This is a genomic window from Aquisalimonas sp., assembly GCF_007120195.1.
In the GTDB taxonomy this organism is placed as follows: domain Bacteria; phylum Pseudomonadota; class Gammaproteobacteria; order Nitrococcales; family Aquisalimonadaceae; genus Aquisalimonas.
The window spans coordinates 1-18,791 of record NZ_SKOG01000269.1 but is presented as its reverse complement, the minus strand read 5'-3'; the positions used below and the strand labels follow the sequence as shown (position 1 = coordinate 18,791).

The 18,791-nt window shown below is 63.6% G+C and carries 18 protein-coding genes and 1 tRNA gene; 10 read left to right on the top strand and 9 right to left on the bottom strand.

What is annotated here, in order from left to right; all coding sequences use genetic code 11:
• The first annotated feature begins 45 nt into the window (after nucleotides 1–45).
• A tRNA-Ile gene (locus QZT63_RS18430) sits at nucleotides 46–121 on the top strand.
• Between the two features lie 172 nt (nucleotides 122–293).
• A complete protein-coding gene (locus tag QZT63_RS18425) occupies nucleotides 294–701 on the top strand; it encodes a PGPGW domain-containing protein (protein WP_290653275.1) in 408 nt (135 codons plus the stop codon).
• Here the strand turns inward: QZT63_RS18425 and QZT63_RS18420 are convergent.
• On the bottom strand, nucleotides 696–1,706 hold the full coding sequence (locus QZT63_RS18420; RefSeq protein WP_290653273.1) for a ring-cleaving dioxygenase: 1,011 nt from the start codon (nucleotides 1,704–1,706) through the stop codon (nucleotides 696–698). The genes QZT63_RS18425 and QZT63_RS18420 overlap by 6 nt on opposite strands.
• A gap of 260 nt (nucleotides 1,707–1,966) precedes the next feature.
• Between QZT63_RS18420 and QZT63_RS18415 the strand changes: the two genes are divergently transcribed.
• The 6 genes from QZT63_RS18415 to QZT63_RS18390 all read left to right on the top strand — a co-directional run bounded on the left by QZT63_RS18415 (nucleotide 1,967) and on the right by QZT63_RS18390 (nucleotide 7,682).
• Nucleotides 1,967–3,331, top strand: a complete 1,365-nt coding sequence (locus QZT63_RS18415; RefSeq protein ID WP_290653271.1) for a TrpB-like pyridoxal phosphate-dependent enzyme — start codon at nucleotides 1,967–1,969, stop codon at nucleotides 3,329–3,331.
• Between the two features lie 9 nt (nucleotides 3,332–3,340).
• Entirely contained in the window at nucleotides 3,341–3,583 is a 243-nt protein-coding gene (locus tag QZT63_RS18410; RefSeq protein WP_290653269.1) for a hypothetical protein, read from the top strand.
• Between the two features lie 137 nt (nucleotides 3,584–3,720).
• Entirely contained in the window at nucleotides 3,721–4,986 is a 1,266-nt protein-coding gene (locus QZT63_RS18405; RefSeq protein WP_290653267.1) for a Na/Pi symporter, read from the top strand.
• A 19-nt stretch (nucleotides 4,987–5,005) separates the two neighbouring features.
• Nucleotides 5,006–5,674 (top strand): PhoU domain-containing protein, encoded by a 669-nt coding sequence (locus tag QZT63_RS18400; RefSeq protein ID WP_290653265.1) that lies wholly within the window; start codon nucleotides 5,006–5,008, stop codon nucleotides 5,672–5,674.
• A gap of 240 nt (nucleotides 5,675–5,914) precedes the next feature.
• Nucleotides 5,915–7,015, top strand: coding sequence for a ferrochelatase (hemH, locus tag QZT63_RS18395; RefSeq protein ID WP_290653263.1), 1,101 nt, complete (start codon nucleotides 5,915–5,917; stop codon nucleotides 7,013–7,015).
• Nucleotides 7,016–7,160: 145 nt separating this feature from the next.
• Complete coding sequence (locus tag QZT63_RS18390; RefSeq protein WP_290653261.1) at nucleotides 7,161–7,682, top strand: hypothetical protein; 522 nt, start codon at nucleotides 7,161–7,163, stop codon at nucleotides 7,680–7,682.
• Between the two features lie 260 nt (nucleotides 7,683–7,942).
• Here the strand turns inward: QZT63_RS18390 and QZT63_RS18385 are convergent, their stop codons facing one another.
• The 6 genes from QZT63_RS18385 to QZT63_RS18360 are packed head-to-tail and all read right to left on the bottom strand — an operon-like array spanning nucleotide 7,943 to nucleotide 15,098.
• Nucleotides 7,943–8,131 carry a hypothetical protein gene (locus tag QZT63_RS18385; protein WP_290653259.1) on the bottom strand — a complete coding sequence of 63 codons (189 nt, stop codon included), beginning with the start codon at nucleotides 8,129–8,131 and terminating at the stop codon, nucleotides 7,943–7,945.
• Nucleotides 8,132–8,133: 2 nt separating this feature from the next.
• Nucleotides 8,134–9,147: an ABC transporter ATP-binding protein gene (locus QZT63_RS18380; protein ID WP_290653257.1), complete on the bottom strand. Its 1,014-nt coding sequence runs from the start codon at nucleotides 9,145–9,147 to the stop codon at nucleotides 8,134–8,136.
• Complete coding sequence (locus QZT63_RS18375; RefSeq protein WP_290653255.1) at nucleotides 9,144–10,127, bottom strand: ABC transporter ATP-binding protein; 984 nt, start codon at nucleotides 10,125–10,127, stop codon at nucleotides 9,144–9,146. The genes QZT63_RS18380 and QZT63_RS18375 overlap by 4 nt, the downstream gene beginning before the upstream one ends.
• A gap of 2 nt (nucleotides 10,128–10,129) precedes the next feature.
• Nucleotides 10,130–11,461 (bottom strand): ABC transporter permease, encoded by a 1,332-nt coding sequence (locus tag QZT63_RS18370; protein ID WP_290653254.1) that lies wholly within the window; start codon nucleotides 11,459–11,461, stop codon nucleotides 10,130–10,132.
• A complete protein-coding gene (locus QZT63_RS18365; RefSeq protein WP_290653277.1) occupies nucleotides 11,458–12,516 on the bottom strand; it encodes an ABC transporter permease in 1,059 nt (352 codons plus the stop codon). Before QZT63_RS18365 ends, QZT63_RS18370 begins: the two co-directional genes overlap by 4 nt.
• A gap of 59 nt (nucleotides 12,517–12,575) precedes the next feature.
• Nucleotides 12,576–15,098 carry an ABC transporter substrate-binding protein gene (locus QZT63_RS18360; protein WP_290653252.1) on the bottom strand — a complete coding sequence of 841 codons (2,523 nt, stop codon included), beginning with the start codon at nucleotides 15,096–15,098 and terminating at the stop codon, nucleotides 12,576–12,578.
• A gap of 179 nt (nucleotides 15,099–15,277) precedes the next feature.
• Here QZT63_RS18360 and QZT63_RS18355 point away from each other — a divergent pair, with 179 nt between their 5' ends.
• Both QZT63_RS18355 and fur read left to right on the top strand, forming a co-directional pair.
• Nucleotides 15,278–15,727, top strand: a complete 450-nt coding sequence (locus QZT63_RS18355; protein ID WP_290653250.1) for a transcriptional repressor — start codon at nucleotides 15,278–15,280, stop codon at nucleotides 15,725–15,727.
• 97 nt (nucleotides 15,728–15,824) lie between these two features.
• The gene (fur, locus tag QZT63_RS18350; RefSeq protein WP_290653249.1) at nucleotides 15,825–16,262 is read left to right on the top strand and encodes a ferric iron uptake transcriptional regulator; all 438 of its coding nucleotides are present in this window, start codon (nucleotides 15,825–15,827) and stop codon (nucleotides 16,260–16,262) included.
• A gap of 108 nt (nucleotides 16,263–16,370) precedes the next feature.
• Here the strand turns inward: fur and QZT63_RS18345 are convergent, their stop codons facing one another.
• Together QZT63_RS18345 and QZT63_RS18340 are read right to left on the bottom strand one after the other, a co-directional pair.
• Entirely contained in the window at nucleotides 16,371–17,624 is a 1,254-nt protein-coding gene (locus tag QZT63_RS18345; protein ID WP_290653248.1) for a M20/M25/M40 family metallo-hydrolase, read from the bottom strand.
• Nucleotides 17,625–17,934: 310 nt separating this feature from the next.
• A complete protein-coding gene (locus tag QZT63_RS18340; protein ID WP_290653247.1) occupies nucleotides 17,935–18,702 on the bottom strand; it encodes an NAD kinase in 768 nt (255 codons plus the stop codon).
• Nucleotides 18,703–18,791 lie beyond the last annotated feature (89 nt).

Below are 18,791 nucleotides of genomic sequence, written 5' to 3'. Positions count from 1 at the left end.
TGCGTCAGGCCTTGATCAACACGCGCCGCACCACACGAACTGCACGGGCCTGTAGCTCAGTGGTTAGAGCAGGGAACTCATAATTCCTTGGTCGCTGGTTCGAATCCAGCCGGGCCCACCACTTAGAACACACCAAGCGCAGCGCTCTGTCAGCCCAACCTTGCGGATACGGGCGGAGCCAGGGAGCCAATGAGCCAACTGGTACGCCAGCCGCCATCCAAAAAACGCGCCAGCCCCGTGTCGAGAGTCGATACAGCGGGTAAATACTCCCATGACCGGAGATCAATGCAACGATGCTCGAGTGGCTACTGGCCAATCAGACGCTCCTTTGGTGGCTCGCCGCCAGCTCATTCGTCATGCTGCTCGCAGGGATGGTGCTGGTGCCGTTGATCGTGCTTCGTATCCCGAGCACCTACTTTGCCCATCGTCGCCGTGAGGAAAAAGTGCTGGTCAAGCGCCACCCCGTCATCCGAGCGGCGCTGCTGGTCATCAAGAACGTGTTGGGTACAGTCCTGGTCGCCGCTGGCCTGTTGATGCTCGTCCTTCCCGGGCAGGGGGTTCTGACAATCCTGGTGGGCATGAGCCTGCTCAACTTTCCCGGCAAATACCGCCTGGAGCGCTGGCTCGTCAGCAGGCCCGCCGTGTTCCGATCCATCAACTGGTTGCGGCGCCGGTATGGCCGAGAACCGCTGGTGTTATGACCCCGTCTCCAGGGGCTTGAGGCGGCGCTCAATGGCCTCGCGCTGGGGCTCCAGAAACGGCGGCAAGGCGAGTGACTGGCCCAGTGACTCCAGCGGCTCATCGGCCGCAAATCCGGGGCCCTCAGTGGCGAGTTCCATGAGGATGCCGTTGGGTTCCCGGAAATACAGGCTGCGGAAATAGTACCGGTCCACCGGGCCACTGGAGGGCAGCCGCGCCGCCGGCAGATGCTCGGCCCAGGCGTCATAGTCGTCATCGGCGACACAAAAGGCCACGTGGTGGACGCCACCCGCTCCGGCCTGCGCCGGGGACATGCCGGGCTCGAGCGCCACATGCAGCTCGGCACCGGCACCGCCGTCACCCATGCTATAGACCAGCGTCTGCGTACCGTCGTGCGTGTAGGACCGCACCTGCTCCATGCCCAGGATGTGGGTCAGCACGGCGTCGGTGGGCTCCCATTGGCGGATGCTGATGGTAATCGGGCCCAACCCCAGCATCTGGTGCTCGACGGGGACCGGGCTTTGCTCCCACGGATGCCCTCCATTGCGCTCACCAGCATCCACCAGGCTCAACCGCTGCCCTTCCGGATCCTCGAAATCCATGGTGAGCCGGCCATCGCGGACGTGGATGGGGCCATGGGTGACACCAAGCGTCTCGAAGCGGTGTTGCCACCAGGGCAGACTCGCTTCCCCCGCGACCCGGAAGCCGGTGCGGCTAATGCTCTGGCTACCGCGTCGCTCCGGCGGCACCGGAAAATCGAAAAACGTAATGTCCGTGCCAGGGGAGCCGACACCGTCGGCGTAGAACAGGTGGTACGCCTCGGTCTGATCCTGGTTGACGGTCTTCTTGACCAGCCGCAGCCCCAGCGTCTGCGTGTAAAAGGCGTAATTGCCGGGGGCATCGGCGGTGACGGCGGTGAGGTGGTGAATCCCTTTGAGCTGCATGGTGATCGACCCCGCACGGTGGTGGGCGTCCAGTGTACGACAAGCCCCGGAGGTCTGCAGCATGCTCGGCGTGCGGCGGGGAGGGTGCTCTTAGGGGGTTGAACGGTATCTTGCTCTTGGTCCCGGCAGCTTGGACGAGCGGCCGGCGCACGCCGATAACCCAGTCAACCATGAAGGGGCGAAATGGAAGATGACGGTCGGTCCCGGAATCAGTCATCATCGCGGGGATAGCGACAACGCGGACACGTTGATCGCCGGGGCAGAGCACTCCACCGATTGGGCGCAACACAGTGCCTACACCACGCCGAGGATCAGGACGGACAATGACGGATACTGTGAAGTTTGTGCTGGACGAATCGCGCATGCCGCGGCACTGGTACAACATCAACGCGGACCTGCCCGTGCCGCTGGCACCGGTGCTCCACCCCGGCACCCACCAGCCGATCAGCGCCGATGATTTGCTGCCGCTGTTTCCTGGTGCGGTCATCGAGCAGGAGATGAGCACGGAGCGGGACATTGAGATTCCGGGGCCCGTTCGTGACGTCTACCGGCAATGGCGGCCGTCCCCACTGTATCGGGCTCGGCGCCTGGAACAGGCCCTGGGGACGCCGGCGCGCCTGTACTACAAGTATGAAGGGGTCAGCCCCACGGGCAGCCACAAACCAAATACCGCCGTTGCCCAGGCGTTCTATAACAGAGAAGCGGGCATCAAGCATATCACCACGGAAACGGGGGCGGGTCAGTGGGGCTCGTCCCTCGCCCTGGCGGGGGCGCTTTTCGGGATCGAAGTCGTCGTCTACATGGTGAAAGTCAGTTTTCAGCAGAAGCCCTACCGCCGTGCGTTCATGGAAAGCTTTGGCGCCGAGTGTATCGCCAGCCCCAGCGACACCACCGCCGCCGGCCGTGCCGTGCTCGCCGCCACCCCGGATAGCACCGGCAGCCTGGGTATTGCGATCAGCGAGGCGGTGGAAATGGCAGCACAGCGGGAGGACACGCATTATGCCCTGGGCAGCGTCCTCAACCACGTGCTGCTGCACCAGACGGTCATCGGCATCGAGGCGCGTGAACAAATGGCCATGGCGGAGGACGAACCCGACCTGGTGATCGGCTGCACCGGAGGGGGAAGCAACTTCGCCGGCATTGTGTTCCCGTTCCTTGGCGATCAGCTGCGCGGGGGCAAGCGCATGGAGTTCATCGCCGTGGAGCCAGCCGCCTGCCCGACGCTGACCAAGGGGCGTTTCGCTTACGACTACGGCGATACCGCGCACCTCACACCGCTGACCAAGATGCACACGCTGGGCTCCGGCTTCGTGCCCCCCGGTTTCCATGCCGGCGGACTGCGCTATCACGGCATGGCACCGCAAATCAGCCATCTCGCGGATCTGGGGCTGATTCAGCCGCGCGCCTACGAGCAGCTGGAATGCTTCGCCGCCGGGCTGCAGTTCGCCCGCGCAGAAGGCATCATTCCAGCCCCGGAAGCCAATCACGCCGTCAAGGCCACCATCGACGAAGCGATGCGGTGCAAGGAATCAGGGCAAAGCAAGGCGATCCTGTTCAACCTGTGCGGCCACGGCAACTTCGACATGCAGGCGTACACCGACTATCTCGGCGGCAAGCTGAAGGACCACGAGTACGCGGAATCGGAAGTGGCTATAGCCCTCGCCGGACTCCCTTCGATTACGCGTTAGGAGACTCCCGTGTCAGAACTGCTATTGATTGTCGCAGCGGCCGGGGCGGTCGCATTAATCCTCTGGCTGCGCCGGCGTCGTGGCAACGCCGCCGGCAATGAAAACGACGCGCTCACCCGGGCATGCTGGGGCGACCGCGAGCAGGCGCGGCGGCTTGAGGACCTCGAGCACGACCGGGCCACCACCCCTCTGTCCCGTCGCAGCGCGCGGCGCCGGGCACTCGAGCGCCTGAAGGACGACCGTGGCCGATAACGCCCCGCCGGACGCCACGGCACGGGCGCGCCTGCCTGCGCCAAGGCGTATGCGGTTTGCCATGATACTGGCCGCTGTCGGGCCATCTCGATTCACGTTACGCCGCCGCAGTCACTGACTGTCACAGACTTGTAACATTGTCGCCTTTCGGGCACGCTTGCACGGGCTCAAAAACGAGGGTTGTCGAAGCGCCCATGGGCCAACTTCCATCTGTGTCCGAATCGTCTGATTCCGTATGGAATCGCGGCCAAACATCACGGGAAGTACCGGCTTGGCAGCGCGGCCTCTACGCCGGGCTGTTCCTCTATCTGTTCCTTGCCGCACTCAACGTTATGAGCAGCGGCCTCGGCCTGTTCGGCGAACAAAGCGACTTTATGGAGCGGGCGTTCGCCTACGGCGAGAACCCGTTCATTGCGCTCATGGGCGCGGTACTGGTCACGGTCCTGGTACAGAGTTCCTCCTTTACCACCGCGCTGATCGTCACTCTTGTGGCCGGCGGGGACATGCCCTTGGGCACTGCCGTTTTCGCCATCATGGGGGCCAATATCGGCACCTCCGTCACGGGCGTGATCGTCTCCCTTGCGAATATCCGCATCCGGCGCAACTTCCGTCGCTCCTTCACCGCTGCGCTGCTGCACGATTTCTTCAACCTGCTCACGGTGGCCATCCTGTTCCCGCTGGAATGGATCTCCGGGGCACTGCACGAGCAAGGGCGCGGCCTGGTCACCCGCCTGGCCAATTCGCTGAGCGATATGATTGGCCTGGAGGAGGTCGCCAATCCGAACAGCCCGATCAAAGTGATCACCCGCCCCGTGGTGTATCTGTTCGACTGGTTCTCCGCGCTGCTGATGCCCACGCCCACGGCGCAAGGGCTGCTCACGGCCGCGCTGGGGCTCGCCTTGATGTTTGTTGCCTTGATCTTCATGGTGCAAAACCTGCGCGGTGCACTGCTGCGTCGCATGGACGGGCTGTTCCGGACGTACTTCTTCCGCACCGACCTGCGGTCGTATGCCGTAGGTATATTCTCCACGGTCATGGTGCAGTCGAGCACAATCACCACCAGCCTTATGGTGCCGCTGGCGGGCGCTGGGGTGGTCCCTATGTTGCGAGTCTTTCCGTTCATGATCGGTGCTAACCTGGGAACCACGGTTACCAGCATCCTTGCCGCCACGGCCAATCCGGTATCGGCGGCAATGACGGTGGCGCTGTTCCATGTGTGTTTTAATCTCATCGGTACGGCGATCTGGTATCCGCTGCGTAACATCCCCGTCAGGGCGGCCACCTGGTACGGCCGCCTCGCCGCGGATTCGACGCGCTATGCGTTCCTTTTCCTTTTCTTGGTATTCTTCTTGCTACCAATCACAGGGATCGCGGTAACCGAACTTTTTATCATTTACGGATGACGCCCCGCGGGGTTTACGAATGTTTCGACAGCTTTACACGGCACTGACTTCCGATAATGCGCTGGACCAGGCCTTTTCCGACCTGACGGAGATGCTGGATCATGCGTCCTGGATGTTCATTCGGGCGAACAATGTGCTGCACCGTTCGGCGCCCGCCCGGGACGTACGCGACAGCATCTATGCCCGCGACCGCGCCATCAATGAGCTTGAGCGCTCCATCCGACGCAAGGTGCTACGACACCTGACAGTCAACCCGGGCTACGACGTCGCCGTGAGCCTGGCGCTGATGATCGTCGCCAAGGACGCCGAGCGCATCGGGGATTACTGCAAGAATGTCTTCGAGGTGGGGGCACTCTACACGGAGGGGTTCAACGTCCCGAAATACCAGGAGCCTCTGGACAGGGTGTCCGAAGAGACCGTTGAGATGTTCCGCATGGTCTCGGATGCCTGCCGCAAGTCGGACGAAGGCAAGGCCGAGGGGGCGCTCGTCAAGGCACGCGACATCCGCAAACAGTGCGACCGGGTCATCCAGGAAATGTTTGCCGACGAGGACCAGATCGAGTTTCACGAAGCGGTGGCGTATTCGCTGCTTGCCCGCCATTACAAGCGCGTCGCGGCCCATTTGGCCAATATTGCCACCGCGGTGCTGGGCCACGTCGAGGACCTGGACTTCTACCACGAGGATTGACCCGTGGCCGGGCGTCCGGCGGCAGCGACTGCGACCAGGATTGCGGATACGCCACACCACGACCCACCCATGAGCATTGCCAGCGCCATAAGTGGCCTTCAAGTCGGCCGCTGCAGAGGCGATGCCGCCTCGCCGAGCGAACCTGCGGCTACGTCCAGCTGTCAACCTGCCGGCTGCTGTCATCAACGCCATGCCGCCCTCCGGTGGCTTAAACTCGTAAGCGCCAGCACGGAGATCCCCATGCGCTACACCGCCAAAGCAGGGTTTCGCCACGACGACACGCCGCGCCTCGGCGTTGTCATCGCCAATCTCGGCACCCCGGACGCACCAACAACGCCGGCGCTTAGAAAGTATCTCGCACAGTTCCTCGCCGACCCACGGGTCATCGAACTGCCGCGCATTGTCTGGCGGACCATCCTGCACGGGATCGTCCTGCGCACGCGGCCCAAGCGATCGGCAGCCGCCTACCGCGAGGTCTGGAGTGACGACGGCTCGCCGCTGCTGGTGACGGGGCTGGCCCAGACACGAGGTATCGCCGAGCGACTGACGCAACGGCTCCAGGGCCCAGTGGCCGTGGAGCTGGGCATGCGCTACGGCAGCCCGTCCATCGCCGCAGCCCTGCAGGCACTGCGTGACAAGGGTGCAGAGCGGCTGGTTGTACTGCCCCTTTATCCTCAGTACTCGGGCACCACCACGGCATCAACCTTCGACGCGCTTGCCGATGAACTCAAACGGTGGCGCTGGATTCCGGAACTGCGGTTCATCGGGCAGTACCACGACGACGAGCGCTATATCCGTTGCCTGGTCAACAGCATCAGGGAGCACTGGGAGGAGCACGGCACCGGGGAGAAGCTGCTGTTCTCCTTTCATGGGACCCCCAAGCGCTATCTGCTCGATGGCGACCCTTACCACTGCCAGTGCCGTAAAACGGCGCGGCTGGTCGCAGAAGCGCTGGCACTCCCCGACGACGCCTGGATGGTGTCATACCAGTCGCGCTTCGGTAATGAGGAGTGGCTCAAGCCCTACACGGACGAGACCGTCGACGAACTCGGCAAGACGGGCGTCAAACGGCTGGACGTTGTCTGCCCGGGTTTTTCCGCCGACTGTCTGGAGACGCTCGAAGAAATCGAGGGCGAGAACGCCGAGTACTTCGAGCAGGCGGGTGGCGAAGAGCTGCGGTATATTCGCTGCCTGAACGACCGTGCCGACCATCTGGATATGCTCACGAGCCTCCTAATGGAACATGTTCAGGGCTGGCCGGAGGCAGGTGGACCACCCCGCGGGCTACGCGATCGGCAGGCCACCCGGGAGCGCGCCCTCGCCCTGGGCGCGCAGCAGTGATAGGTCAGGGCACTCGCGGCATGCGGGCTTGCATGCACCGTTATGGCCCGGCACTCTCCGGGATAGACTTGGGTTACAGGACACGAGCATGCCTTGCCGTCAATCGTGCGCCGCCGCTTTGGCGCTAATGCTGTCGATGTGTGCCGTGGGCTCCGTGTCCGCCGGTTCCCTGACGATGAGCGGCGGGCTTGCCGTCTACAAGGATGACATTCTCGAGGATGTCATCTTCGGTCCGACACTGTCTCTCCGCGGCAGGCTTGATAGCGGCCTCTACCTGGGTGTCGAAGGCATGCGCCTGGAGGGCGATCAGAATGATGACGGCACGGCAGCAGCCAATCGGGGCGAAGTAGAGATCGGCATCGCACAGCGGGCCACACACAACTTCGACGTGCTGCTGGGGCTCGAAGCCGTCCACCTGGATCGCGACTGGGGGCCAAGCCGCACCGATGCGGGAGCAGCGGTCGGCTTCCGGAGTGCGCAAAACGGCCTGGAAACCGAGGTCCACGCCCTCTACCGCTATCCGGAGGGCAGTGACGAGTCGGCCCAGGTGGGCATTCGGCTGCGCACCGGTGGCGTCAACCTGGAAACCGGGTGGGGTATCGGCATTAGCGTCACCTGGCTGACCGACGAACGCATGGGCTCGGCACTCGTTCATCGCCGCTTCTAGTGTCCTGTAACCGAAATTCGTTATCTTTTGAGCTGCCTGTCCGGCCGTGGAGCAAGGCGCGGCTCGCAGCCAATGGCCGTCGCCCTTGGCAAGAGGCGAAACACCGCTCCGCAGCCGGACAGACGCTCCCGGAGGGCTTGCCGGTGCGCCTCCGAGGCGGTGTTGCCGGTCCTAGCCGTAGGATCCGCTACGCCTTCGGCCCGGCGCCTAGCCGAAGGCGCACCGACAAGCAAAAGACAACGAATTTCGGTTACAGGACACTAGCGCGCCCGCACAAGCTGCAGGATGCCGCCAAGGGCCGTGAACATGCCGGCAAAGAGCCCCGCGTAGGCACCCAGAGACAGCAGCAGGCTCGCCGCCAGCGCTCCGGCCACCATGGCCAGTAGCACGGCCAGCGCCGCCAGCATGATGGCGATGCCCAGCAGCAGGCGCGCCAACCCCGCGAACATGACTAACGGTGCAGCCAGCAGGCCGAGCGGTGACCCCGCCGCGGCTCGAACTGAGGGGGATCATCCACCTCACACACGCCGGCGATGGCATGGGGACAGCGGGGGTGGAAGCGACAGCCCGGCGGCGGATGCAGCAGGCTGGGTGGCTCACCGCCCGGCACCTCGCGCTGCTGGCGGGCGTTCGCCGCGTCCACATCGGCAATGGCCGCCAGCAGGGACTGTGTATAGGGGTGCTGTGGATGCGCCAGCAGCTCGTCCACCGGCGCCTGCTCGACGATGCGACCGGCGTACATGACGAAGATGCGGTCGGCAAAATGGCGTACGGTGGATAGATCGTGCGTGATAAAGGCCAGCGTCAACTCGCGCTCTGTCTGGATACGCCGGAGCAGATTGAGAATCTCCACCCGCACGGATGCGTCCAGCATGGACACCGGCTCATCGGCGATAATCATGGACGGCTCCAGCACCAGGGCCCGGGCTATCACCACCCGCTGCTGCTGGCCGCCGCTCAGCATGTGCGGGAATTTGTCGAGTATCGTCTCCGCCGGACTCAGGCGCACCTCATCGAGCACCTGGCGGATGCGCCGCTCGCGCTCGACCCGGCTGCTGATGCCGTGGACAATCAGCGGCTCGCTCAGAATTCGGCGCACATCCATAAACGGGGGTAGCGCGCCGTAGGGATCCTGCTGCACATAGCCGACGCTTGCGCGATACCACTGCATGTCCTTGCCACGCAGATCGGCGACCCGCGTGCCGTTGAACACGACCTCGCCACGGGTGGGCTTATGCAACCCGAGCAGGGTGCGCGCCAGGGAACTCTTGCCACAGCCGGATTCGCCCACGAAAGCCACGGCTTCACCGCGCGCCAGCTCGAAGTCGACGCCATCGACGGCTCGCACCGAACCCACGCGGAGGAACCCCCACTGGCGCAACTCGAACCAGGTATGGAGATCCTGCACGGCGAGCAGCGGTCCATCCCGTCCCCGCGCCTGTGCTGACGACCGCACGGCACTCATGCGCCACCTCCGCCGGAGCGACCGGCGTGGAGCCAGCAACGCACATGGTGCCGCCTGGCGAGGCGGATCGGCTCCGGGTCTTCGGCGCAACGCCCGAACCGGGACGGGCAGCGGTCGGCGAAGCGACAACCGGAAGGCAGATCGATCAGATCCGGTGGCTGCCCCGGGATATGGGCCGGTTCCTCGCGCTGCCGCAGCCGCGGCACGCTGGCCATAAGCATCTGCGAATACGGGTGTGCGGGCGCATGGAAGAAATCCTGCGCATCGGCCACTTCCACCACTTGGCCGGCGTACATGAGCGCGACGCGGTCGGCGATTTCGCTGGAAGTCGCCACATCGTGGGTGATCAGCATGAAACTCGTGCCCTGCTCCTGTTTGATGCGCTTGAGTACGTTCATGATGCCCGCCTGGGTGAGGACGTCCAGCGCCGAGGTGGGCTCGTCCAGGATGACCAGCTCCGGCTCCGTGACCAGCGCCATGGCCAGAACGACGCGCTGGCGCATCCCTCCGGAGAGTTCGAAGGGGTAGCGTTGCAGGAAGTCAGTGGAGACCCCGACCTGTTCAAAGGTCCGGGCCACGCGCTCCATGGCGCGGGCACGGCTCCAACCCATATGCACCCGCAGCGGTTCGGCCACCTGCTCGCCCACGCGCACCACCGGATTGAGCGCGTTCATGGCCGCCTGCATGACCATGGCGATCCGCGTCCATTGCACGTCGCGGCGAAACGCCTCCTCGCTCAGGGCCATAATATCCGTATCACCGAGCATCACTTTCCCGGAGAAGCGGTGCACGTTGCGGGGCAGCACCCGCAGCAACGCCTTGGCCAGGGAGCTCTTGCCGCAGCCGGATTCGCCGAGCACCACCAGGGCCTCATTGGCGAGGATATCGAAGCTGACTCCGTCCACCGCCCGGGCAACACCCCGTCGGGTCTGGTACTGAAGTTCCAGGCCCTCAACGCTGAGCAGGGTCTTTTGCGCCATGGTTATTGCGTCCTCAGGCGTGGGTTGAAAACGCGATCCAGGGCAAAACCGAGCATCGCAAAGCCGAGCCCGGTGAGCATGAGCAGCAGAGCCGGCGACACCACCCAGTAGTAGAAGCCGTTGTAGAGTGCGCTTTGCACCTGGGCGTCGTTGAGCACCTTGCCCCAGGTGGGAAGGATCGGATCCCCCAGGCCCAGCACCGCCAGGGAGGCCTCCAGGAAGACGTAGGTGGGGATCAGGGTGACAAACGTGGGGATCAGCACCGGCAGAATGCGCGGGATCATGTAACGCATGATGATCCGGCTGTTGCTGGCCCCGTAGGCGCGGGCGGCCTCGATATACGGCGCCTGTCGGATGGGCAACAGCATGGCCCGGTACATCTTGATGCCTGCGCTGAAAATCCCCAGCGCAATGACCACGCCCAGCATGAGCCAAATACTGGTGGAATAGAGCGTGCCCACCATGACCAGAATGGGCAGCAGCGGCAGAATGATATTGACCTCGGTAAGGCGCTGAATGGTGGCATCCACCAGGCCTCCAAACCATACCCCGGTGGCGGCGATTACCAGCGTCGTCACGGTCGTCCCCACGGCAGCCAGCAAGCCGAAGGCCAGGGCCACCGGCGTACCCCAGAGAAGCGCCACCATGATGTCCCTGCGCTGGTGGTCGGTGCCGGCAATGCCGTGCACACGGCCGTACACCGCCAGGTCCGCGTCCAGCGACGCCTCCTCCCCGTACAGGATGGCGTCCACCATGAGCTGATAACGCCCCGCCTGGGGCGAAGGGTCATCGCCATCGAGGGCATCGGCGAATAGCCCGATATGGGGCGAGACGCCCAGCCGCGCTTCCAGCGCCCGATTCTGGGAGATGGAGACCCGATCCTCCTGGGCAATCCGACGTCCGCCCAGCGGGATGGTCTCGCCGTCCGGCGTCTGCCAGCTCAGGCGCACGAAGGCCTCGCGGTCGGTGTCCTCGGTCTTGAGGAAGAGATTGATCTCGCTTGGGAAATCACCGTAGTCGTAATTGAAGGCCAGCGGGATGCGGACCTGGCGCCCGCCCTCGAAGCCGGCCTCCCGCACGTCGGCATCGGCACTACTCACCAGCACGGTCTCGGGCTTGTTGCCGCCAGTGAGTCGATCCGCCCATACCGGGCCCGCATTGATCGGGTGCATGCGCCATTCTTCGCCCCCGCGCCAGAGATCCAGCGCCTGGTTATAGGGAATGGCGATGACGGTGTACACGGACAGGGCGATGAGAAACGCGATCAACGCCATGCCCCCGATCGCCGAGGGGTACTGCCGCAGCTCCCGCAGCCCCTCCAGCCAGCGTCTCATCGGTTATCCCCCTCGATGCCGACACGCACCCTTGGGTCCAAAATGGCGTACAGGATATCCAGCAGGAACACCGTCAGCGCCAGCAGGTAGGCGAAGATCACGACCGAGCCGATGATCACTGGCGTGTCCCGGTGGCCGATGGCCTGGAACAGCAGCGTGCCCAGCCCCGGCCAGTTGAATACCTGCTCCAGGATGATCGCCCCGCTCCACAGGCCGATGAGCATCAGCGCAAAGCTGGTAATGATGGGCGACAGGGTCGGCCGCAGGATATAGCGCCGCTCGATCAATGCCGAGGGTAGCCCCTTGGCCCGAGCCATCTCCACGTAGTCCTCGCTGGAGTGAATCAGGAAGAAGGTCCGCCACGAATAGATCGAGATGAAAATCGATGACAAAAACATTGCCACCACGGGCAAAATCATGTGCCGCATGACGCTGAGCCCATACTCCCAGCTGCTCTCCGGCGGGGGGATATCCACCATGCCGCCGGCCGGCAGAACCGGAATAACAAAGGCAAAGAACAGAATGAGGAAAATGCCGTAAAACCAGCCGGGCGCGGCCGAACTCGGCGCCAGGGCAATCACCGCGCGATCGGTGCCGCTGCCGTAGCGTCGAGAGAGCCACAGCGCCGCCCACACCGAGACGAAAAACACCAGCAGGTTGGCAGTACCGAACAGCAGCAGGGTTGCCGGTAATCGCTCGACGATGATCCAGTACACGTCCCGGGCCCCGCGATCGCTATGCATTTCCTCGGCGCGGCCGAGATCCAGCAGCATGGCACCCTGGAGGTAATCGATGCTGCGCACGAAAAAGGGCTGATCCAGGCTGCGGCGCTCCACCTCCATTTGCACGCGGCGCTCGATGATGTCCTGGCGCTCTTCGGATGGCAGATCAAAGAACGTCGGATCGGCGCGCACCTGCTCGGAGACGTTCGAGCGGATTTGGATCAGCCGGAGGTCATCCACCTGACCGCCCATGTTGGCAATGAGTATGGTCAGGTAAACGCCCACCAGCACGGTGAGGACAAGGGCGATCAGTCGTTTGCCCGTGAACACCATGATGCGCCGGAGGTCCGTGAGCCATCCGCGGCGCGCCGGGCCGGCACCGGGCACGACACTCAAAGCTCTTGCTCCAGGGTGGCAGTGCCCGCCGGCACTGTGCCGAAGGCGTGGGACACAAACGCGGGGAGCGCAACGTCCCTTGATGTCACCGCCACTTCCAGGCTGTTGGCGCCGGTGCCAAGCGCCGCCAGCTCATCGCTGTCGAGATCAATGCGCCACTGGCCATTAGCCGCCAGGGCCGCCTTCCCCTTGCGGTGGAGCTGACCGTCGCCGTCGAAAAGCAGATACTGGACCTCGTCAATGGCATCCTCCGGATAGGGTTCGCCCTCAAAGGTAATATCCAGCCGGAAGCTCGCCTCGTCGCCCATGTGCACCATCATCGGCCCGTCCAGATTCACCTCCGGAATCCGTGGTCGCGTAAACCGCAGCCACTTATCGGCGGGATCCGGGAAATCCTCGTAACGGCGCAAGACCACAGTCCGCTCCACGGGATAAACCGCGTGCAGGTAAAACGGCCCGTCACCCACCCAGAAATGGTTCCGCTGCGCATACCAGTCCGCCAGCGCGGTATAGCGCTCGCGCGCTTCATCCTCGCCCAGATACTCCCCGAGCACGTCGGCATAGGGGACGAAATCGTTCTCGCGCCCGAGTTCCAACGCCCGCTTCAGCACGTTCAGGCTGGGGCCGGCCACCAGGCTCATCCAGTCAACTTCCAGTCGGTCAGCCTTGTCCGAGGAAAACGCCAGCTCGCCGCCGCGCTCTGCCAGAATACCGAGCGCCAGCGTATGCCAGGGCTGCGCCGAGGGCACCCGCTGGGCGACGATGGTCTCCGCATCCGGGTAGATCTGGTCGCTGTAGATCTCGATTGTCAGCGGATCCGTCGAGGTAATGCGCCAGCCCCGGAAATGGCGCTGAAACACTTCCAACAGCGGCACGTGGCTGGGGTCGAACAGGCTGCTCTCCTCGTCTGCGCGGGCAAAGGTGAGGATCCACGGCAGCACCACATCTGCCACGGACATCGTCGAGCCGTCATGCCAGCGGCGCTCCAGATAGCCGTCCTCGTAACGCACCCGGGTGCGGGTGCGGGCGGTGACCCCATCCTCGTGCTTCTCGCCCACGGTAATGAAACGGCCGGCCTCCCCGTCCCAGTCGATCCAGGCGTCCTCGGGCACCTGGATCGACTCACTGCGCACAACGGAGAGCCAGTCGTGGGTCTGCTCCACGGGCACGCCCGCCTGGACGGTCACTTCGGCCTCCTGGATGCGCTGCGGCCAGTACAGGCCGGTGAACGGATCCGGCAGCACTGCATCGTCGCTCAGTGCACGGGTGATCATGGTGTCAAACAGCCAATTGCTCCCTGCTACCGGGTTCCAGGGCTCCGTGAGCAGGCTCGGGGCGGCAAACACGATGCGTCCACCGACGCGATCCCGGAACCGCAGGGTATAGGGCCACAGCCGAGAGCCAGCGACACCACCGGCCAGATCCGCCGCCAGCTCGACATTGGCCGCATGGGGCAGAATATTGGTCTGATCGACCAGCCAGATGCGCGCCGAATCCTTCATGGCCAACTCCATGCCGCGGGCCATCATCTCCTGGCGCTCCTCGCTGGTGGCGTAATCACGCCGCTGGAGCCGGTCGGCGATCTCGTCCAGCTCCGGGTCAGGGTCGTAGGCCTGCCAGAGCGGGTCAGGGCGTCCCCGTGGCGTGTAGTAGAAGCTGAAGTTGTCAGAGACATCACGATTGATGACCGTGGAGATCCAGCTGCCGGTGTACACATGCCAGCGCCCACCTGCGGGATCACTGCCGATCCAGATCCGCGAGGCCTCCTCGGCCGTGCGGTATTGCCGCTCCACCCGGAAGCCTTCGTCCTCCAGTAGGTTGGCCACGTAATCGCCAACCCGCTTGCGCGCGTCCTCTGAGCGGATCAGTGCGATGAGTCGCACCGGCCGGTCGTTATATATCCAGCGGCCGTTCTCGAGGGTCCCGCCCAGCGCCTCCATCTCCTCGCGGATCACCCGCCGGGCGCGATCCGGGTTGTGGCCGTATTCCAGCTCCAGGGCCCGTGCGGTATCCGCCAGGCGCGCGTAGTCGGGGAACGCGGTGTTCACGGGCAGGGCGCGTGGCACGGCAAGCCCGCCGTAGAGTTCTTCCGCGATATGTCGCCGGTTCACCAGCCAGTTCATGGCCTCTCGGATTGCCTTGACGGCGAAGGGGTTCAGCTCGCCGTTGGCGAGTTCGGGGCCGGCGGGGTTGAGCGTCAACTCGGAGGACGTGCCGTAGGCCTCCTCGTAGGTCGCCTGTTGCGAGTCCCGCAGGCGGTGGTAGGCGGTCGTGTTGGTGACACCTTGCGCGAAGACATGGTGGGAGCCCGCCTCAATCAAGCCCGCGACCTTGCCGGCATCGGATTCCTGCGTAAACACGACTTCGTCGACCAACGCGCCGCGGCGCTCGCCCAAATCCGCGTCGGCGTCAGCCGAGCCGGCGTCGGGGGTATCCTCGGAGGAGGGTCTGCTGAACAGCACGGATGCCAGAATCAGGATGAACACACCAACGACAAGCAGGAGCAACAGTTTCCGCATAGATCTCGTCTTCTCCCATCGGCATCGGCGGCGCATCCACCGTTGCCGCGACCCGAGTGCAACAGTAGCGGCTATCCGCCCGCTAGGTCCACGCCCGGGAGGGGGTCACCGTGCGCACCGCGTCTGAGAATCCAGACACAATTTGCGCATCCGCCCGACCGTAATGATATTCTTACGGCATGAATCAGCGAAATGACAATTTCCCATTGGAGCGCAGCCAGGTGCGGGCGATGCTTGAGCGCTTCGGCATTCAGCCCACGCAACAGCGGGTCGATATCGCCCACCTCCTGTTCCAGCGCCCGCAGCATCTGTCCGCGGATCAGGTCCTGGCGCAGGTGAACACAGCCTACCGTCACGTCTCCAAGGCAACCGTGTATAACACGCTGGGGCTATTTGTGCGCCATGGCCTGATCAACGAGGTACTGACCGCACCCGACCGCACGCTCTACGACTCCAACACGTCGGCTCACCACCACGTCTATAATCTTGATACCGGTGAGTTATCCGATATTCCGGCCGGCAGATTGGCAATCCAGGGTGATCTGGGCTTGCCAGAGGGTACGGAGATCGAAGGCATGGATCTGGTGATTCGTATTCGAAGCCGCCACAGCCAGACGACGAAGCCGTAAACTACTTCCGAGCGCCTTCCCTCGTCAACGGCAAAAAAATGGTCTAGACTGAGTCTAAGTTGTATCCCAGAGGATAGGGTCGAGCCGGAGTCTCGTAATGGAGTATCCCCAACTGAAAAAAGCTGGTCTCAAGACGACGCTTCCACGGGTCAGAGTGCTTGAGCTGCTGCAGTCCCTGCAGGGAAAGCAGAGGCAACATCATCTCACGGCAGAGGAAGTCTACCGACGGCTGTCGGATGCGGGCTCCGACTTCAGCCTGGCAACGGTCTACCGGGTGCTGTCCCACTTTGAGTCTGCCGGGCTGGTCAAGCGGCACCATTTCGAGGGCGGTCAGGCGCGCTTCGAATTGGCTGACGGCGGCCACCACGACCACATCGTCTGCGTCAATTGCGGCAAGGTCGAGGAGTTCGTGGACGACGTCATCGAGAATCGCCAGAAGCGTATTGCTCAGCAACGTCAGTTCGACCTGAGGGAATACAGCCTAGTGCTCTACGCCAATTGCCTGCGGGAGTGTGATCAGGACGAGGCCGACTGAGCCTGCGGACGCCGGCGGTCGTCTAAATCACCCCCTCTAGATGCGTGATGGGGGCGCGCGCACGCCCGGATCTGGGGCACAACCGCGCCCCTTCCCGGTGGTTCCCTTCTAGCTCCCTTTTTCCTCCGAGGGCTTTTCCGCGCCTTGATGGCCTAACACGCCGGCTTGATCCAGACGGGGATGGTTCTCGCGAAACTCCCGGTCGGCACGCGGCAGTGCATCCAGGGTCTGTACCGAACGGTAAATGACGTGGATGGCTGCCAGCAGGTCCTTGGTATGCCCTGCCTCGGAGATCGTGTGCATGTTACGGATAGGAAACCCGATGGAGGTCGCCGCGCAGTCCACGCCGGCGAGTACTCCGGCCATGCCGTCGGTGCCCGTATCCGCGCCGCAGACATCCCGCTGCATGGGGATGGCATGCTCCTTGGCCGTGCTCTCGATCACGCGGTTGAGCTGTTCGCTGGCTATGGCACCCACCGCCAAGGTAAAGCCCTTGCCCATTTCCAGCGGTTGCATGCGCCGATCGCCAATGCCTGGCGCCGCCACGTAGTCGTGGTTCACGTCCACGGCGAGAATCGCATCGGGGTTCAGCGCCCCGGCAAACACCCGGCTACCCAGGCGACCAATCTCTTCGTAGCTGGCAATGGCGAAGAGCACGCGCAGGTTCTGCGTACCGCCGGTCTCGGCGATCAGGCGCGCCACCTCGACGGTCACAAAGCAGCCCAGTCCGTTATCCAGGTAAGCCCCGTAGAAGGTATCCGGGCTGAAGCCCCTGCGGATCGGGCGGTTCAGGATTATGGGATCGCCGGGCCGCACACCCAGGTTCTCTACTTGCTGTTTCTTGTTCTCGCCATGGATCTGCAGCTCCAAGTAGAGCTGTTCCTTCTTGACGCCCTTTTCACCGGTGCGTAACGCGTTATCGGCGAAATGAATCGCGCCAAGCGCTTCCACGGTACCACCCTCGATCACCCGGTAGCTGCCGGGGTTGTCTGGATCTTCGCTGAAGAGCTTCACCTCGTGGCCGATCAGCGTGGGGGGCAGGAAGGAGTCGCTGTTGATCCAGATTTTGCCGTCGTCACCGATGCTGCGCACCTGCAGGCGGATTTTGTCCGCATGCCCGATGATCATGATGCTGAACAGGTCGTCTCGGCCGGGGTGCGTATCCAGCACCACGCCGGCGTGGCCCTTGAACTGGTGCACGTGCCAGTCCTTCGGCGCAAAGGTCTCGAAATACGGTTTCAGCACACCGAAGGTCATGGCGCCCTCGAGACCCACCGGGCTCGGCGCAGCCAGGATATCCCGCATCAGGCTAAACTGGCGCTCGGGCATGGGCTGCGTCCAGGGTTGTTTCGATTCGCTCATGGTCCTCACTCTTCCGGTTTTTGTTGATCGTGCCCTAGTCTGACAGATTACAGAATAGGATGTAGACAGTCCGGGCAACCCTGAAGCCGGGCCTGGACAGGGCACCACGGCAGCCAACCCCAGATGGTGCAAGGGGGATGACCGCATTTGGGGAGCCAACAACAGCGCGCGCTCATCGGCGATGCCCATGACCCGCCAGATCAGATCGCCGGGCCTCACGGCGGAAGAGCCGGGTGAGATCCGATCATGGTGTCACGTTCCGCCCGCTGACCGGATGCTAACACCCGCTTGGCCTGCCGAAACAGGCCACTCAGGGCAGAAACTGCTCCTTGACGATACGCTCCTCCAGGTTGTGCTCGGGATCGAACCACAGGGTCAGCGCCCGCTCCGGATCCTCCCGAATGCTCACGTAGCGCACGTCGCGCACTTCGGTGAAGTCTGCGACCGCGCTGACGGACCGCTTGGGCGTCTCTAGAATGTCGAACTCCACATGCGCGGTATTATGCAAAACGGCTCCCCGCCAGCGACGGGGCCGAAATGCCACGATCGGGGTCAGGGCCAGTATGCCTGCCCTGAGCGGCAGGATGGGTCCGTCGGCGGAGAGGTTATACGCGGTACTGCCGGCCGGGGTGGCTACGAGCACGCCGTCGCAAATGAGTTCCTCAAGCCGCACGACACCGTCCACCTTGATGCGGATCTTGCTGGTCTGACGGGTCTGGCGCAGGAGTGACACTTCGTTGATGGCGCTGGCCTCCCGCCAGTTACCGCCAGCGGTGCGCGCACGCATGTGCAGCGGCTTGATGGTAACTGGCTGGGCGTTTTGCAGACGCTCGTATAGGCCGTCCGCCTCGAAGCGGTTCATCAGAAAGCCGACACTGCCGCAGTTGAGCCCGAAAACGGGTTTCCCAAGTGTCATGTACTTGTGCAGAGTGCGCAGCATGAGTCCGTCGCCGCCCAACGCGACAATCACATCGGCTTCTTCCGGGGGCACCGTCTCATACCTTGCCAGTAAACCCGCTTCCGCCTCCCGCGCGGTATCAGAGGTGCTGGCAATAATCGCAAGGCGCGGGGTGCTCATGGCGTTCCTTTTGTCAGAAAAGCCGATTGTGCATTCTCACTCTAACCCATGCACTCATGCGCTGCCCGCTGGATGCATCTTGCCCAATT

What these genes read in the sequence shown, in the direction of transcription:
- QZT63_RS18425 (WP_290653275.1), top strand. Translation starts at nt 294, where the DNA reads ATGCTCGAGTGGCTACTGGCCAATCAGACGCTCCTTTGGTGGCTCGCC.
- QZT63_RS18420 (WP_290653273.1), bottom strand. Translation starts at nt 1,706, where the DNA reads ATGCTGCAGACCTCCGGGGCTTGTCGTACACTGGACGCCCACCACCGT.
- QZT63_RS18415 (WP_290653271.1), top strand. Translation starts at nt 1,967, where the DNA reads ATGACGGATACTGTGAAGTTTGTGCTGGACGAATCGCGCATGCCGCGG.
- QZT63_RS18400 (WP_290653265.1), top strand. Translation starts at nt 5,006, where the DNA reads ATGTTTCGACAGCTTTACACGGCACTGACTTCCGATAATGCGCTGGAC.
- hemH (WP_290653263.1), top strand. Translation starts at nt 5,915, where the DNA reads ATGCGCTACACCGCCAAAGCAGGGTTTCGCCACGACGACACGCCGCGC.
- QZT63_RS18385 (WP_290653259.1), bottom strand. Translation starts at nt 8,131, where the DNA reads ATGTTCGCGGGGTTGGCGCGCCTGCTGCTGGGCATCGCCATCATGCTG.
- QZT63_RS18380 (WP_290653257.1), bottom strand. Translation starts at nt 9,147, where the DNA reads ATGAGTGCCGTGCGGTCGTCAGCACAGGCGCGGGGACGGGATGGACCG.
- QZT63_RS18375 (WP_290653255.1), bottom strand. Translation starts at nt 10,127, where the DNA reads ATGGCGCAAAAGACCCTGCTCAGCGTTGAGGGCCTGGAACTTCAGTAC.
- QZT63_RS18370 (WP_290653254.1), bottom strand. Translation starts at nt 11,461, where the DNA reads ATGAGACGCTGGCTGGAGGGGCTGCGGGAGCTGCGGCAGTACCCCTCG.
- QZT63_RS18365 (WP_290653277.1), bottom strand. Translation starts at nt 12,516, where the DNA reads ATGGTGTTCACGGGCAAACGACTGATCGCCCTTGTCCTCACCGTGCTG.
- QZT63_RS18360 (WP_290653252.1), bottom strand. Translation starts at nt 15,098, where the DNA reads ATGCGGAAACTGTTGCTCCTGCTTGTCGTTGGTGTGTTCATCCTGATT.
- QZT63_RS18355 (WP_290653250.1), top strand. Translation starts at nt 15,278, where the DNA reads ATGAATCAGCGAAATGACAATTTCCCATTGGAGCGCAGCCAGGTGCGG.
- fur (WP_290653249.1), top strand. Translation starts at nt 15,825, where the DNA reads ATGGAGTATCCCCAACTGAAAAAAGCTGGTCTCAAGACGACGCTTCCA.
- QZT63_RS18345 (WP_290653248.1), bottom strand. Translation starts at nt 17,624, where the DNA reads ATGAGCGAATCGAAACAACCCTGGACGCAGCCCATGCCCGAGCGCCAG.
- QZT63_RS18340 (WP_290653247.1), bottom strand. Translation starts at nt 18,702, where the DNA reads ATGAGCACCCCGCGCCTTGCGATTATTGCCAGCACCTCTGATACCGCG.